This window comes from Mesorhizobium australicum WSM2073, from assembly GCF_000230995.2.
Taxonomy (GTDB): Bacteria; Pseudomonadota; Alphaproteobacteria; order Rhizobiales; family Rhizobiaceae; genus Mesorhizobium; species Mesorhizobium australicum.
The window spans coordinates 3,855,057-3,870,791 of record NC_019973.1 but is presented as its reverse complement, the minus strand read 5'-3'; the positions used below and the strand labels follow the sequence as shown (position 1 = coordinate 3,870,791).

Sequence of the window (15,735 nt, the reverse complement as noted above, 5' to 3'; positions counted from 1 at the left end):
TCCGCTTCGGATAATCCTGGGTTATGCGAAATGAAGCGTGGACGCTTGCCCCTGACGGCGTTGAGGAGCTTCGAGGCGGCGGGGCGGCATTTGAGCTTCAGCAACGCCGCCGAGGAGCTTTTCGTCTCACAGGCGGCGATCAGCCGGCAGATCCGCGAACTCGAAACCTTCCTGCGCCAACCGCTTTTCGAACGGCACCATCGCCGCGTCGAACTGACGGATGCAGGCCGTCGGCTGCTTGCTCAACTGGTCAGAAGTTTCGACGACATCGACAAACTACTCTCGGAACTGGTCGCGGTTCCCGCGCAGGCCGTGGTTCGTGTCAGCGTCGAGCCGTCGATTGCATCCGTCTGGCTGGTACCCCGGCTCAACCGGTTTCGCCAGTTGCGGCCCGATATCGACGTCTCCCTCGAAGTGGACCCAAGGCTGATCGAGTTCCGCAGCGACCAGCCCGAACTTGCCTTGCGTTTCAGCTCGAACGCGACGTCATGGCCCCGCAGCGAAGCCGAGCGGCTGGCCTCGACAGTCGATTCGCCAGTTCTGTCGCCGGCGCTGCTTTCATCAGGCCCAGCCCTCGAGAAGCCGGCCGATCTTGCTCGCTTCACGCTTTTGCACGAGGAAAACCGCCAGGGTTGGACGCGCTGGTTCGAGGCGGCGGGCGTACCCGCCAACGCCATGCCCACGCGCGGGCCGATGCTTGCGGACGCCTCACTCTCCAAGCAGGCCGCGCTGCTCGGCCACGGCGTGGCGCTGGGCGATCTCCTGCAGATTGGAGAAGAATTGGAGACCGGGGCACTGGTCAAACCGTTCGACATCGATGTCGCATCCGGGGCCTATTGGCTGGTGGCCAGGAGTTTGCATAGTCTCTCCGAACCGGCCGCGGCCTTCGCCGACTGGCTAAGAAGCGAATTCATCGAAAGCAGGCGAGCGCTGAAAGCTCCGGCCTGAGCCGTGCGCTGGCCGGAGCCGGCTACTTTACCTTCTTGTATTTTCCGAGAAGTTTATCGAGGTCGTTGATGTCCATGGACGGATGTCCCGCCGCCGGGTCGACTGCTGGGTAGAATGTGACGACGATGTCGCGCCACAAATCATAGTCGGCGCCGTAGGACGCCAGCCCGGGAAACGGCGCGCAACGCGTGATCGCGCGAATGGCGGCTTCGGCAACCTTATGCCTTGCCGATGTCACGGGGCCGACGATTTTTGGCGGCCCGGCGAGCGATCCGTCCTTGTTCAGGCTGATCCGGACGCGTGCAGTATTTGTGGCATTTGCGGGCACGTTCCAACAGGGCTGGACGGCCCTCATGAGATAGTCGCCGATATCGCGCTGGACTGCTGGTTCCGCCCCGCTTGAGCCACCGGCCGACACAAGTGAAGCGGCAAGAGTACCGGCGAACACAAAGCCATGGCATGAACGACCGCTCTGGCGGGATCCGCTCACCGTAAGCTCGAAGACCACTCTCAGGCCGCTTCGTCGGCGCGCTTCTTCTCGATCTGGCCGATGGCGTCGACCACGGCGTCGAAAGTCAGCATGGTCGACGCATGACGCGCCTTGTAGTCGCGCACCGGCTCCAGATAGCCGAGGTCGGCGAAGCGGCCTTCCGGCGGCGCGCCGTTCTCCTTCAGCATCTTCAGCATGGTCTCGCGCACCGCGCGCAATTCCTCGGCGCTGGCGCCGACGACATGTTGCGCCATGATCGAGGACGATGCCTGGCCGAGCGCGCAGGCCTTCACGTCGTGGGCGAAGTCGGTGACCACGCCGTCCTCCATCTTGAGGTCGACGGTAACGGTCGACCCGCACAGCTTGGAATGCGCCTTCGCGGTCGCGTCGGGATGATCGAGCCGGCCGATGCGGGCGATATTTCCGGCAAAACCGAGAATTTTCGCGTTGTAGACGTCGTTGATCATTATTTTCCAATCCGTCGCCGCCAAGCGAACAGCGATTGCCGTTGTTGCGTCTTTCATTCGCTCGGCACGACCATATATAATGCTGGCAGTCCGGTATCGACAAGGCGGCGAACGCCACTGTCCTTGCCGGGAAGTTCACGCCGCTTACGGGGCTGGAAACGGGGCGAGTTTCCGACACCGAAAGGTCGTGGTCCGTTCAACTCGTTCCTCCTCAGAGAGGAACTACGGGAGACGCCTTTTATGGATGCCGTCATCAAGAAACTAATGCCCCAGTCCGCCTATATGGAAAAGCCGGTCACCGACCGCCCGAGCGAGGCCGAAGTCGAGGCCGCCGTACGCACCTTGCTGCGCTGGACCGGCGACAATCCGGATCGCGAGGGTTTGATCGACACGCCCAAGCGCGTGACCAAGGCCTATCGCGAAATGTTCGGCGGCTACGACATGTGCCCGGCCGAGGAGCTTGGCCGTACTTTCGAGGAGGTCGCCGGCTACGATGACCTGGTCATCGTCAAGGACATCCAGTTCCATTCGCATTGCGAACATCACATGGTGCCGATCATCGGCAAGGCGCATGTCGGCTACCTGCCCGACGGCAAGGTCGTCGGCCTGTCCAAGATCGCGCGCGTCGTCGATATCTTTGCCCATCGGCTGCAGACGCAGGAAGCCCTGACCGCCCAGATTGCCGGCGTCATCCAGGATGTGCTCAACCCGCGCGGCGTTGCCGTCATGATCGAGGCGGAGCACATGTGCATGGCCATGCGCGGCATCCGCAAGCAAGGTTCCACCACGCTGACCTCCACCTTCACAGGCGTCTTCAAGGATACGCCCGAAGAGCAGGTTCGTTTTGTCACCATGGTGCGCGGCGGCAGGGCGTAAGCCCTTTGCCGACGTCGCGGTCAATAGGAAGATAGACCGGCAATGTCGGCACTGGAATTTCCGGAAGCTCCCTCGGACAAGAAAGCCTTGGAGGAAGGCGCGGTGTTTTCGCCGCGCTTCGATGCCGCCGGTCTTGTCACCGTCGTCGTCACCGATGCCGCCGACGGCATGCTGCTGATGGTCGCGCATATGAATGCACGGGCGCTGGCTCTGACGCTGGAAACAGGCATTGCCCATTACTGGTCGCGCTCGCGCAACACGCTCTGGAAGAAGGGCGAAACCTCGGGCAATTTCCAGCATGTCGTCGAGATGCTCACGGATTGTGACCAGGATGCGGTGTGGCTTCGCGTGAAAGTGTTGGGCCACGACGCAACCTGTCACACCGGCCGGCGTTCATGCTTTTATCGGACGGTGGGGCTGATCGACGGCAAGGGGACGCTTGCCGACGACGGCAGCAAGCCGCTGTTCGATGCGGAAAACACGTATCGGAAGCCATCAGCTTGAACCTTCTGCCTGACACCGACCACATAGATTCATCATTTCGATACGGCCCGTCCGTATACTAGCCTGGGACAAGGGAGATCATGATGCTCGAATGGGCGTCATTGCGTAACAGACCAGATGTCAGGGAGGCCAACGGCCTGTCCTCGGCAGGCGGCGCATCCGAAACAACCTCCCCCAAGAAAACAGGTATTTCGCTCGCGCTTGGCGGCGGTTGCGCCAGAGGCTGGGCTCATATCGGCGTGCTGCGCGCGCTCGATGAAGCCGGCATCGAAGTCTCGATGATCGCCGGCACCTCGATCGGCGCCCTGGTCGGAGGCTGTTATCTCGCCGGCAAACTGGATGAGCTGGAAGAGTTCGCCCGCAGCCTCACCAGACGACGTATCTTCGGCCTGCTCGATCTCAACCTGCGCGGCAGCGGCCTCTTCGGCGGCATGAAGCTGGACGCGCGCCTGCGCGAGCACGTGGCCGGCATCCGCTTCGACGATCTGCCCAAGCCATTTGTCTGCGTCGCGTCGGAAATCCGCACCGGCCACGAGATCTGGCTGTCGAGCGGATCGCTGATCACCGCCATGCGCGCGTCCTACGCGCTGCCTGGCGTGTTCGAGCCTGTCGATTGCAACGGCCGCGTGCTGGTCGACGGAGCGCTGGTCAACCCGGTGCCCGTTTCGGTCTGCCGCGCCTACGAGCAGCCGCTCGTCGTGGCGGTCAACCTCCACTACGACCTGTTCGGCCGCGCCGCCGTGATCAAGCACAGCGCTGGCGAGCTGGTTATCGAAAAGGATGCGCCAAGGCCCGGCCAGGTCGACGCCCAACACCAATCGCACCAGACGCGTTTGGGCATCACCGGCGTGATGGTCGAAGCCTTCAACATCATCCAGGACCGTATTTCGCGGGCGAGACTTGCCGGCGATCCGCCCGACATGTCGCTGCAGCCCAAGCTCAGCCATATCGGCCTCACCGAATTTCACCGGGCCGACGAGGCGATCCAGCTCGGCTACCAGGCGACGATGGCGCAGATCGGCGAACTGACGCGGCTGCAGACGGTTCTCGCCTAGACCGTTCCTCAAGTTGTATTGGCCTCAGGGCAAACTGATTGCCAAACGCAATTGGTTATGGTGTCTGCGTCGCTTGAGGCGGAGGTGCCGATGGCCAGGATTGTCTATTCCATGCTGACGTCGTTGGACGGCTATATCGCCCGATCGAACGGGGACATCGGCTTGCCAGTGCCCGAGGCGGAACTGCACCAGCACTTCAACGACATGATGAGGCAGGCTTCCGCCGTGCTCGCCGGACGGCGCATGTACGAAACCATGCGCTTCTGGGACAGCCCTGAACGCGAAACCGGCGCCACCGAGGTCGAGCGGGATTTTGCCCATGCATGGCGCGAAACGCCGAAGATCGTCTTCTCGACCACGCTTCGGCAAGTCGGGCTCAATGCCCGGCTGGTGGATGGCGATGCGGAGGATGCGGTACGATCTCTCAAGGCGCAGGCCGATGGCCTTGTCATCCTTGGCGGCGCCGACCTTGCCGCCTCTCTGGCACGAGCCGGCCTCATCGACGAATACCGGCTCTATATGCATCCCGTGGTGCTGGGTGGCGGCAAGCCATATTTTGAATCCGGCCTGTCGCTGGCGCTGACCCCGCTCGGCACGCAAAGTCTCCCCCAGGGCGTGACGTTGCTGCGTTATGCGCCGGCCGGCTGAATTGCGCGGGTTTCCGGCGCGCCCTACGCCCGCGCGGCGTCGATGATGCGAAACTGCACCGTACGGTTGCCGTTCCAGTAATTGCCCGACAGCGAGCCGGCGACATGCACCGTCTTGCCGCGGTTCTTGGAAAGGAACTCGCCAAGCACCGTATCGACGGCGCGAAAGGCGATCGCCTGGATGCGGCCGCCGCTCTCCGACTGTAAATCGGCGCGAATATGGTTGGTGCCGACCGGCCTGATGTCGGCCAGCCGATGGCGCGGCAGCACGAAAACAGGCGCGACATGCCCGGCACCGAAGGGCCCCGCCTTTTCCAACGCATCGAGCAGGCCGAGCGTCGCGCCTTCGGCGGCAAGCGCGCCGTCTATCGCCAGACTTTCCTCATCCTGCAACCTGAAAACGTCGGCGGCTGCCCGCTCCTCGAAGAAGGCCCTGAGCTCACCCAGTCTTGCCCGCTCGACGGTGATGCCGGCAGCCATGCCATGGCCGCCGCCCTTGACGATGAGCCCGGCATTGGCGGCTTCGCGCACCAGCCGGCCAAGGTCGAAACCCGACACCGAACGGCCCGAGCCCGTGCCGGTGCCGTTGGCGTTGAAGGCGATAGCAAAGGCCGGCCGCCGTGCGTGATCCTTCAGTCGTGAGGCAAGCAGGCCTACGATGCCGGGGTGCCAGCTGTTGCTGGCGGTGACGACGATCGCCGGCCCGCTGCCGCCCGCGAGCTCGGCATCGGCTTCGGCGCGCGCGGCGGCGAGCATCTCCTGCTCCATCAGCTGCCGCTCCTGGTTCAGCCGGTCTAGCGTCTCGGCGATGGTCTGCGCCTCGACGGGATCGTCCGTTGCAAGCAGCCGACTACCGAGTGCCGCATCGCCAATTCGCCCGCCCGCATTGATGCGCGGACCGATCAGATAGGCGAGATGGAAGGTGCTGATCGGCTCGCCAACGCGCGACACTCGTGCCAGCGCGGCCATTCCTTCATTCTTCTGCTGCCGCGCCACTTGCAAACCCTTGACGACGAAGGCGCGATTGACGCCCGTGAGCGGCACCACGTCGCAGACGGTGGCAAGCGCCACGAGATCGAGCAGGGAAAGCAGGTCGGGCGGCGTGACATCGCTCAGGCCACGCAGCACCTTTGCGGTCTGTACCAAGGCGAGGAACACGACACCGGCGGCACAGAGATGGCCCTGTCCGGAAAGGTCGTCGTCGCGGTTTGGATTGACGACGGCAATTGCCGCAGGCAAGACGCCGCCGACCTGGTGGTGGTCGAGCACCACGACATCGGCGCCGGCGGCATTGGCCGCGTCGATCGAAACGGCGCTGTTGGTGCCGCAATCGACTGTGACGATCAGCGTCGCGCCGCGCGATACCAGTTCGCGCATGGCATCGGGATTGGGACCGTAGCCCTCGAAAATACGATCCGGGATATAGATTTCGGACGGCACCGAGAAATGCGTGAGAAACCGCTTCAGCAAGGCCGACGAGGCCGCGCCATCTACGTCGTAATCGCCGAAGATCGCAATTTTCTCCCGCGCCATGACGGCGGCGGCGATGCGGATAGCGGCCTTGTCCATATCGGTCAGCGAGGCCGGGTTCGGCAACAGGTCGCGGATCGTCGGGTCCAGAAACCGCTCGGTCTCATCGGCGGCCACGCCGCGTCCGGCAAGAACGCGCGCGACGATGTCGGGCACGCCATGACCCTGTGCGATGGCGAGCGCGATCATGTCCTGCCGTTCGGTCAGCCGGTGCTCCCAGGAGAGACCGGTTGCCGACTGCCTGACATCGAGGAAGAGGCGCCTTTCGCCCATCATGCGCTTTGCCAACTCATGGTTGGCGGCAGGATAAGCCAAAGGCCGCGGGAGACTTCAAGAAAAACTACGCTTTCCGCCTTTCAGCCGTGCACCCACCGTTCGCTGGCCGCCCGAGACATCAGAGGCCGCATGCCGATCGGGCGGTGTCATCGTTAAACCCTTGCCGCCATCGGAGGCAGCCAGATGGCTAACAACTGCGGCCCGGCTTCGCAAGCGGGTCTAGAACTTATCCATATCCTGGTGCCTGGCCTTGATCTCGCGCACGGTCCGCGATGACGATCGCAGCACGATCGTGTGGGTGGTGATGTATGTGCGGCCGAACTTGACGCCAGCCAGCATGTTGCCATCGGTGACACCGGTGGCCGCGAACAGCACGTCGCCGCGCGCCATGTCTTCCGCTTGATAGATCCGCTTCGGATTGGAAATGCCCATCTTTGCGGCACGTGCGACCTTTTCCGGCGTATCGAGGATCAGCCTGCCTTGCATCTGGCCGCCGGTACAGCGCAACGCCGCCGCGGCCAGCACGCCTTCCGGCGCGCCGCCGGTGCCGAGATAGATATCGATGCCGGTTTCTTCCGCGTCCGTGGTGTGGATGACGCCGGCGACGTCGCCGTCGCCGATCAGCCGGATCGCGGCGCCCGTGGCGCGCACGGCATCGATCAGCTTGGCGTGGCGCGGACGGTCGAGGATGCAGGCCGTGATGTCGGACACAGCAACGCCCTTCGCTCGCGCAAGGCTGGCGACGTTTTCGGCCGGCGAGGCGTCGATATCGATGACCCCGTCGGCGTAACCGGGACCGACCGCGATCTTGTCCATGTAGACGTCGGGCGCGAACAGCAGGCTGCCCTTCTCGGCGATCGCGATCACGGCGAGCGCGTTCGGCAGGTTCTTGGCGCAGATCGTCGTGCCTTCGAGCGGATCAAGCGCGATATCGACCGCGGGCCCTTTGCCGGTCCCGACCTCCTCGCCGATATAGAGCATCGGCGCCTCGTCCCGCTCGCCCTCGCCGATCACCACCGTGCCCTTGATCGCGAGGCGGTTGAGCTCCTCACGCATGGCATCGACGGCGACCTGGTCGGCAGCCTTTTCGTCGCCGCGGCCGCGCAGCCTGGCGGCCGCGACCGCGGCCCGTTCGGTGACGCGCACCAGTTCCATGGTGAGTATCCGGTCAAGGCCGGCGACGATGTTCTGGGCCACATTCATTCGGCAAATCCTCGTTTGATGCCGCCTCCCGCCAGAGGCGTGCTTGTTTTGTCAAACGACCATGACAACGGCAAGACCTGCCGGATGGTTTATCGAAAGGATAGCAATATCAATCGATTGAACCGAATTTTTGAAAACAATGCCGGCCCGGCTTGGGATCAACCGGGCCGGCACGAAACAGAAATTGCCGTCTTCGTGGTCCTAGAAAACCGCGAGGTATTTGAGCAGCGAAATAATGCCGATGATGATGACGATGACTTGGACGATCTGCCTCATCCTGGCGTCGAGCGGCAGCCGCTGCACCAGGTAGAGAACGAGAATGATGACCAGAAATGTAATCAGGATGCCGATTAACACGGACGAAGCCACAATGCCCTCCTTAAATGACTTGCTGAAACGGAGAAATGAGCCGGCATTGCCGGCTCAATATCGGCGCGGTCAATACCAGCGGCGCGAGGTGTCGTTCATCGACTGGCCGACGGCAATCCCGGCCAGAAACCCGAGCAGGCCGATCACGCCAACCACGGCGGTCGTCGTGCCCGGATTTTCACGCGCGACTTCCGAAACGGACTGGGCCTGGCTGCGCAACTGCTGCGCTGTCCGCGAGGCGCGGGAAGCGGCAGTATCGTAGAAATCCGATGCTTGCTCACTGGCATCATCGAGCATTTCCGCGCTGCGCTGCGAAATGCTCTTGTTGATCTTGGTGATCTCCTTGCGCAGGTCGGCGATCTGCTTTTCCAGCGTCTTCTGGATGTCGCCGATGTCAGGGGCGTCGGATTTGTTGGTATCGGCCATGAAGCGGCTCCCTTGGTTGCTGACCAAGAGAACGGTACCGACGCCAATTCGTTCCGGCGGCAGCGGGACGTCCTCACCGAACCGAGATACACCGCCGGTGGTTATGCCCACGGCAACGAGGCTGCCTGCTACCCTGCCCGCTCGATGCGGATGACCTGTGGCTTGTCGGTCAGATGGCCGTCCTTGGTAATGCCGTCGACAGCCTTGCGCACGGCGGCCTCGGTAGTCTCGTGGGTGACGAGGATCACCGTCTTCTGCGCCGCCGCCTCGCCGCTGACCGCATGCTGGACGATCGATTCCAGCGAAATATCGTTGTCGGCCATGCGCTTGGCGATCGCCGCGAACACGCCGATGCGGTCGTGCACGGTCAGCCGGATGAAGTAGCCGCCGGCATGGCTGCGCATCTGCGCCTTCTTATACGGTCTCAGCTCCTTCGCCGGCCGGCCGAAGACGGGACCATGCTGGAAGCCGGGCCGGCTCTTGGCGATGTCGGCGATGTCGCCGATGACCGCCGAGGCGGTGGCATTGCCGCCGGCGCCGGGGCCCGAGAGCAGCAACTCGCCCAGGATATCGGTCTCGATCGCCACCGCGTTGGTGACACCATGCACCTGCGCGATGACCGAAGCAGTCGGCACCATGGTTGGGTGCACACGCTGCTCGATGCCGCTTTCGGTGCGCTGGGCGACACCGAGCAGCTTGATCCGGTAGCCGAGATCGCCGGCGGCACGGATGTCGGCCTGGGTAATGTTAGAAATGCCTTCCATGTAGATGTCGTTGGCGGCGATTTTGGTGCCGAAGGCAAGGCTGGTCAGGATCGACAGCTTGTGCGCGGTGTCATGGCCCTCGATGTCGAAGGTCGGGTCGGCTTCGGCATAACCCAGCCGCTGCGCGTCCTTCAGCACGACGTCGAAGGAGACGCCCTCGGCCTCCATGCGGGTCAGGATATAGTTGCAGGTGCCGTTGAGGATGCCGAAGACACGAGTGACGGAATTGCCGGCCATCGCCTCGCGCATCGTCTTGATGACCGGGATGCCGCCTGCCACCGCGGCCTCGTAATTGAGCAGCACGCCCTTCTTTTCAGCGATTTCGGCAAGCGCCACGCCATGCTTGGCAAGCAGCGCCTTGTTGGCGGTGACGACATGGCGGCCGGCTTCGAGCGCGGCCTTCACAGAGGCGCGCGCCGACCCCTCATCGCCGCCGATCAGCTCGACGAACACGTCGATCTCGGCGGTCTGCGCCATCTTGACCGGATCGTCGAACCAATTCGCGGAGCTCAGATCGATGCCACGCTCGCGTTTCCGGTCGCGTGCGGAAATCGCCGACACGATGATGTCGCGCCCGCATTGGCGGGTCAGTTCCGCCGCCTTGTCGCGCAACACGCGCGCCACCGATGCACCGACCGTGCCAAGTCCAGCAATTCCAACACGCAGTGCTTCAGCCATGGAAGGCGACGCCCCTCAAATAAGATCGAATTTGTATTTACCGGTGGGCGGACAGCGGCACCACATTGTTGGGCTGCTTGGCGCTGGCCGACAGGAAGCGCTTGATGTTGCGTGCCGCCTGGCGAATCCGGTGTTCGTTCTCGACCAGTGCTACGCGCACGAAATCGTCGCCATGTTCGCCGAAGCCGACACCGGGCGCCACCGCCACATCGGCGTGCTCGATGAGCAGCTTGGAGAATTCGAGCGAGCCCAGATGACGGAACGGCTCAGGGATCGGCGCCCAGGCAAACATCGAGGCCGCGGGGGCCGGAATGGTCCATCCCGCGCGGCCGAACGCATCGACCATCACGTCGCGGCGTTTGTGATAGATGTCGCGCACCTCGGCGATATCGGCGCCGTCGCCATTGAGCGCGTGCGCCGCCGCCACCTGGATCGGCGTGAAGGCACCGTAGTCGAGATAGGATTTGACCCGGGTCAGCGCCGAGATCAGCCGTTCGTTTCCGACGGCGAAGCCCATGCGCCAGCCGGGCATGGAGAAGGTCTTCGACATCGAGGTGAACTCGACGCAGACGTCGATGGCGCCCGGCACCTGCAGCACGGAAGGCGGCGGATTGCCGTCGAAGTAGATTTCCGAATAGGCGAGGTCGGACAGGATGATGATGTCGTTCTTCTTGGCGAAGGCCACCACGTCCTTGTAGAAATCGAGCGAGGCGACCAGTGCCGTCGGGTTCGATGGATAGTTGAGGATCAGCGCTAGCGGCTTCGGGATCGAATGGCGGACGCCGCGCTCGAGCGCCGGAATGAAGCCGTCATCGGGCTCGACTTGCAGCGAGCGGATGACCCCGCCCGACATGATGAAGCCGAAGGCATGGATCGGATAGGTCGGGTTGGGGCACAGAATCACGTCGCCGGGCGCGGTGATCGCCTGCGCCATGTTAGCGAAGCCTTCCTTCGAACCGAGCGTGGCCACCACCTGGGTGTCGGGGTTGAGCTTCACGCCGAAGCGGCGGGCATAGTAGTTTGCCTGGGCGCGGCGCAAACCGGGAATCCCGCGCGACGAGGAATAGCGGTGCGTGCGCGGATCGCGCACGACCTCGCACAATTTGTCGACGATGGCCTTGGGCGTCGGCAGGTCCGGGTTGCCCATGCCGAGGTCGACGATGTCGGCGCCCCGCGAACGGGCGCTCGCCTTGAGCCGGTTGACCTGCTCGAACACGTAAGGCGGAAGCCGGCGGACCTTGTGAAATTCTTCCATGGCAGTTCCAGACAGCAAGGGAGCGTTGGGCGCGCGCTATATACTCATTTGCAGGTAGGGTCGAGGGCGGGGTCGCATTTGCCTTCGATCTGCTTCAGGGTCTGCGGACCATGTTTCTTGGCGAGATCGGTCAGCGCCGCCTGGTTGGTGACGGCCGCGCCGCCGCCCTTGGCGCCCTGCCCGTTCTCGTCGGCCTTCAACTGGGCGAGCTTGGCTTTCTTCTCGGCCTCGGTGAATTGTTTCGCCGCCACCTGCGGCGGGATGTTGAGGTTCGGAAAGGTGCCGGTGTCCTTCGGGCCCGCGTCGGTGGCCATCGGCACCGGACCGCTGGTATTCGTGCTCGAGCATCCGGCAACGGCCAGGAGCATGAGGGCCGCGCTGATGCGGCAAAAGTGGCCGGCACCGAAAAAAACAGTCTCGCCAAACTTAATCGTCATATTGTTTCCTTGGCAGCCGGGGTAGAGCGAGATTGGACCCTGTCGGATGTCCCATGTTAATATGTCAAGAAAACGCTTCCGGAGGAACCCCGCGAACCATGTCCAAAACACCCGATTCGGGCAAAGCGGAAGATGGCGGACCTTCGACGGTCGAGCAATATCTGGTGAAGGACCCGGAACGCTTCGCGCTGAACATGGCGCGGATGATCGAGCAGGCTGGCAAGGCGGCTTCCGCATGGGCCGAACCGCGCGAAAAAGGTGAGGTGCGCGACCAGGTCGCCGAGCCGGTCGTCGACATGGTCAAGACCTTCTCCAAGCTCAGCGAATACTGGCTCGCCGATCCGCAGCGGGCGCTCGAAGCGCAGACGCGGCTGTTCGCTGGCTACATGACGGTTTGGGCGAACGCCATCCAGCGCGTCAGCCCCAATGCCGAAGGCGCCGACGATGCCGTCAAGCCGGAGCGCGGCGACAAGCGGTTCCAGGACCCGGAATGGGGCCGCAACGCCTTCTTCGACTTCTTGAAACAGGCCTATCTGGTCACCTCGCGCTGGGCGTCCGAACTGGTCGACCATGCCGAAGGCCTGGACGAGCATACCCGCCACAAGGCGAGCTTCTACGTCAAGCAAGTATCCAACGCCATCTCGCCGTCCAATTTCATCCTGACCAATCCCGAACTGTTTCGCGAAACCGTCGCCTCCAACGGCGAAAACCTGGTGCGCGGCATGAAGATGCTGGCTGAGGACATCGCCGCCGGCAAAGGCGACCTCAAACTGCGTCAGGCTGACTATTCACCCTTCGAGATCGGCAGGAACATCGCCACCACGCCCGGCAAGGTGGTCGGCCGCAGCGATGTCGCCGAGATCATCCAGTATGATGCGGCGACCGAGACGGTGCTGAAGCGCCCGCTGCTGATCTGCCCGCCTTGGATCAACAAGTTCTACATACTCGACCTCAACCCGCAGAAATCCTTCATCCGCTGGGCGATCGAGCAAGGCCACACCGTTTTCGTCATCTCCTGGATCAATCCGGATGAACGCCACGGCGCCAAGAACTGGGAAGCCTATATCAGGGAAGGCCTGCAATACGGCCTCGACACGATCGAGAAGGCGACCGGCGAGCGCGACGTCAATGCTATAGGCTACTGCGTCGGCGGCACGTTGCTGGCGGCGGCCTTGGCGCTGATGGCTGGGGAAGGCGACGACCGCATCAAGTCGGCGACCTTCTTCACCACACAGGTCGACTTCACCCATGCCGGCGATCTGAAAGTGTTCGTCGACGAGGAACAGGTCGCGGCGGTGGAAAAGTCGATGAACGAAAAGGGCTATCTCGACGGCACCAAGATGGCGACCGCCTTCAACATGCTGCGCTCGGGTGACCTGATCTGGCCCTATGTTGTCAACAACTACATGCGCGGCAAGGACCCCCTGCCCTTCGACCTGCTCTACTGGAACGCCGATTCGACCCGCATGGCGGCGGCCAACCACTCCTTTTACCTGCGCAACTGCTATCTCGAGAACAACCTCTCGCGCGGCACGATGCAACTGGCGGGCCACACGATCTCGCTCGGCGATGTCACCATTCCGGTCTACAATCTCGCCTCCCGGGAAGATCACATCGCGCCGGCTCTGTCCGTCTTCCTCGGCTCGAAATATTTCGGCGGCCCGGTCGAGTACGTGATGGCGGGATCGGGCCATATAGCTGGCGTCGTCAATCCGCCCGCATCCAACAAATATCAGTACTGGACCGGCGGTCCGCCGAAGGGCGACTTCGACCAGTGGATAGCCTCCGCCACCGGCCATCCGGGATCCTGGTGGCCGCACTGGCAAGGCTGGATAGAGGCCAAGGACAACACCCGTGTGCCTGCCCGCAAACCCGGCAAGCATATGAAAACCTTGGGCGATGCTCCCGGGACCTATGTCAAGGTGCGTGTGTAACGGACTGTAATGTCTGGTGAGTTGACGCCCCCGCAAAAGCGGGCGAAATGGTGTCGTCAACCATCAAGCGGCCGCAATTCGGCAATCGCTGCAAAAATACTTACAGGCTTGCTGATTTGACACAGGTCTCGTTTCCGGATCGGAGACAAAGGTCCACCTGACGCGGACATACCAGTCGGCGCCAGGTATATACCGATCGGACACCGAGGGGGAATTTGACTTTGAAATCAGCAGGATGGAGCCTCGCAAAGGGAGAACGCCGCGCCATTGTGGCAGCGCTCTGCTCCATGCTTCTGGCCTCCTGCACATCGGCTGGCGATCCGACAATGTCGGTTGGAATGCCCGGCTATAATGCTTCCGCATCGGACCTCCACGCCGCCTCCGCGGGCAAGCCTCTCGCCGCTGATTCGTCGTCGCAAGTGGCGACAGAGCAGACGACCGTGATGAGCGAAAGCGACACGGCACTCCCCGAAAAGGTTGCTTACGTACCGATTGCCAAGCCTGGGGCCACTTTCCCGCTCACCATACCGGCCGGCGCGGAAACGATCGCGGGACAGACGCCGCAGTCCTTGCAGCAGCCGGTACAGACGGCGCGGCAGACCGACGCGGTCGCCCAGAAGATCGCCGCCGCCGATGCCGCAGCCACCGCGCCGACGCCAGCCGCGGCACCGGTGATGAACAATCCGGTATACGTGACCGCCGGCGAGGCACCGCAAGCCGACGCGCCGAAGAAAAAAGGCTTCCTGGCCTCGATGTTCGGCGCCACCCCGGCTTCGGCGACGCCTGCTCCGCTGGTCAACACCCGATCGGGCGAACAGCCTGCCGTGCAGCCCAAGCCTGCTCCGCCTGCGGCAAAACCGATCATCACTTTGGCCTCTGCTGATTCCACGCAGAAGCCACTGCAACTGGCTTCACTCGGCGGCGATGCCGGTCACATCACCGGCAGTGACGCCTTGCCCGGCGTGCGCCAGACGGCCCTGTTCGAGATCAAGCGCAAATCCGGCCTCGACGATGAAAGCGACGTCGACCTCAACGAGGACGAAGGCTCGGGCGGCTCCTATCAGGTTGCCTCCGCCGCCGGCATGGCTCGGCTCGCGCCCAACGGTCTCTTGAAGCAGAATGAGAGCGTCGACGTGGCTTGCCTGAAGCCGTCCCTTGTGCGCGTGCTGAAGACGATCGAAGGCCATTACGGCCGCAAGATGATGGTGACCTCGGGCTATCGCGATCCGGCCCGCAACCGTCGCGCCAACGGCGCCAAGAATTCGCTGCACATGTATTGCGCCGCCGCCGACATCCAGGTGCCCGGCGTCTCCAAGTGGGAGCTTGCGAATTACATCAGGACCATGCCCGGCCGCGGTGGCGTCGGCACCTACTGCCACACCGAATCGGTTCATGTCGACGTCGGCCCCGAGCGCGACTGGAACTGGCGCTGCCGCCGGCGCAGCGGCGGTGACGACGGCTAGCGGCGATTTGTCGGGCCGGAGCCTGTCAGCGGCGAAGGCCGCGACTTCGTCATCCACGGGCAGAGCAGGAGCGAAGCTCCGTCGCGAACACCCGAGGATGCCGAGGCGCCTGACGTCACCGCAAATTGCAAGCTCTTCCGCCCCGCGAAAACGCTGATTTGGCAGGTCGGAAAAAAGTTGTCCAAGGCGGCACCTAACGGGTTGCCGGTTGCGCACAACGCCAGTATAAGCCGCTTCGTCTGAGCGCGCCCATCGTCTAGCGGTTAGGACACCGCCCTTTCACGGCGGTAACAGGGGTTCGATTCCCCTTGGGCGTACCAGGTTTTTCAGACCTCGGTCTCTCCTTCCCGATTCTACACAGCGAGTGCCCGGCAGATTTGGCAGGGCGGCACCGCATCGACAATTTGAGGATC

16 protein-coding genes and 1 tRNA gene are annotated in these 15,735 nt (G+C 63.1%); 8 read left to right on the top strand and 9 right to left on the bottom strand.

What is annotated here, in order from left to right; genetic code table 11:
* Positions 1 to 30 precede the first annotated feature (30 nt).
* Positions 31 to 948: a LysR substrate-binding domain-containing protein gene (locus MESAU_RS18565; protein WP_015317579.1), complete on the top strand. Its 918-nt coding sequence runs from the start codon at positions 31 to 33 to the stop codon at positions 946 to 948.
* 22 nt (positions 949 to 970) lie between these two features.
* On the opposite strand, the gene MESAU_RS18560 is transcribed toward MESAU_RS18565, so the two are convergent.
* Entirely contained in the window at positions 971 to 1,438 is a 468-nt protein-coding gene (locus MESAU_RS18560) for a cell envelope integrity TolA family protein (protein ID WP_157163658.1), read from the bottom strand.
* Between the two features lie 20 nt (positions 1,439 to 1,458).
* Complete coding sequence (locus MESAU_RS18555; RefSeq protein WP_015317578.1) at positions 1,459 to 1,905, bottom strand: iron-sulfur cluster assembly scaffold protein; 447 nt, start codon at positions 1,903 to 1,905, stop codon at positions 1,459 to 1,461.
* Between the two features lie 240 nt (positions 1,906 to 2,145).
* Here MESAU_RS18555 and folE point away from each other — a divergent pair, with 240 nt between their 5' ends.
* From folE to MESAU_RS18535, 4 genes are all read left to right on the top strand, one after another.
* Positions 2,146 to 2,781: a GTP cyclohydrolase I FolE gene (folE, locus tag MESAU_RS18550; protein WP_015317577.1), complete on the top strand. Its 636-nt coding sequence runs from the start codon at positions 2,146 to 2,148 to the stop codon at positions 2,779 to 2,781.
* A gap of 42 nt (positions 2,782 to 2,823) precedes the next feature.
* Positions 2,824 to 3,285, top strand: a complete 462-nt coding sequence (gene hisI, locus MESAU_RS18545) for a phosphoribosyl-AMP cyclohydrolase (protein ID WP_015317576.1) — start codon at positions 2,824 to 2,826, stop codon at positions 3,283 to 3,285.
* 80 nt (positions 3,286 to 3,365) lie between these two features.
* Positions 3,366 to 4,340 carry a patatin family protein gene (locus MESAU_RS18540; protein WP_411908811.1) on the top strand — a complete coding sequence of 325 codons (975 nt, stop codon included), beginning with the start codon at positions 3,366 to 3,368 and terminating at the stop codon, positions 4,338 to 4,340.
* Positions 4,341 to 4,430: 90 nt separating this feature from the next.
* Positions 4,431 to 4,988 carry a dihydrofolate reductase family protein gene (locus MESAU_RS18535; protein ID WP_015317574.1) on the top strand — a complete coding sequence of 186 codons (558 nt, stop codon included), beginning with the start codon at positions 4,431 to 4,433 and terminating at the stop codon, positions 4,986 to 4,988.
* 23 nt (positions 4,989 to 5,011) lie between these two features.
* On the opposite strand, the gene recJ is transcribed toward MESAU_RS18535, so the two are convergent.
* The 7 genes from recJ to MESAU_RS18505 all read right to left on the bottom strand — a co-directional run bounded on the left by recJ (position 5,012) and on the right by MESAU_RS18505 (position 11,925).
* A complete protein-coding gene (recJ, locus tag MESAU_RS18530; RefSeq protein ID WP_015317573.1) occupies positions 5,012 to 6,793 on the bottom strand; it encodes a single-stranded-DNA-specific exonuclease RecJ in 1,782 nt (593 codons plus the stop codon).
* A gap of 219 nt (positions 6,794 to 7,012) precedes the next feature.
* Positions 7,013 to 7,996, bottom strand: a complete 984-nt coding sequence (gene glpX / locus MESAU_RS18525) for a class II fructose-bisphosphatase (protein ID WP_015317572.1) — start codon at positions 7,994 to 7,996, stop codon at positions 7,013 to 7,015.
* Between the two features lie 201 nt (positions 7,997 to 8,197).
* Complete coding sequence (locus MESAU_RS30330) at positions 8,198 to 8,365, bottom strand: Thivi_2564 family membrane protein (RefSeq protein WP_015317571.1); 168 nt, start codon at positions 8,363 to 8,365, stop codon at positions 8,198 to 8,200.
* 69 nt (positions 8,366 to 8,434) lie between these two features.
* A complete protein-coding gene (locus MESAU_RS18520) occupies positions 8,435 to 8,791 on the bottom strand; it encodes a hypothetical protein (RefSeq protein WP_015317570.1) in 357 nt (118 codons plus the stop codon).
* Positions 8,792 to 8,919: 128 nt separating this feature from the next.
* Positions 8,920 to 10,233: a homoserine dehydrogenase gene (locus MESAU_RS18515; protein ID WP_015317569.1), complete on the bottom strand. Its 1,314-nt coding sequence runs from the start codon at positions 10,231 to 10,233 to the stop codon at positions 8,920 to 8,922.
* 37 nt (positions 10,234 to 10,270) lie between these two features.
* On the bottom strand, positions 10,271 to 11,488 hold the full coding sequence (locus MESAU_RS18510; protein ID WP_015317568.1) for an LL-diaminopimelate aminotransferase: 1,218 nt from the start codon (positions 11,486 to 11,488) through the stop codon (positions 10,271 to 10,273).
* A gap of 44 nt (positions 11,489 to 11,532) precedes the next feature.
* Complete coding sequence (locus tag MESAU_RS18505; protein ID WP_015317567.1) at positions 11,533 to 11,925, bottom strand: hypothetical protein; 393 nt, start codon at positions 11,923 to 11,925, stop codon at positions 11,533 to 11,535.
* A gap of 98 nt (positions 11,926 to 12,023) precedes the next feature.
* Between MESAU_RS18505 and phaC the strand changes: the two genes are divergently transcribed.
* The 3 genes from phaC (at position 12,024) to MESAU_RS18490 (ending at position 15,642) form a co-directional block, all read left to right on the top strand.
* Positions 12,024 to 13,859 carry a class I poly(R)-hydroxyalkanoic acid synthase gene (gene phaC / locus MESAU_RS18500; RefSeq protein WP_015317566.1) on the top strand — a complete coding sequence of 612 codons (1,836 nt, stop codon included), beginning with the start codon at positions 12,024 to 12,026 and terminating at the stop codon, positions 13,857 to 13,859.
* A 215-nt stretch (positions 13,860 to 14,074) separates the two neighbouring features.
* On the top strand, positions 14,075 to 15,322 hold the full coding sequence (locus tag MESAU_RS18495) for a YcbK family protein (protein ID WP_015317565.1): 1,248 nt from the start codon (positions 14,075 to 14,077) through the stop codon (positions 15,320 to 15,322).
* 245 nt (positions 15,323 to 15,567) lie between these two features.
* A tRNA-Glu gene (locus MESAU_RS18490) sits at positions 15,568 to 15,642 on the top strand.
* Positions 15,643 to 15,735 lie beyond the last annotated feature (93 nt).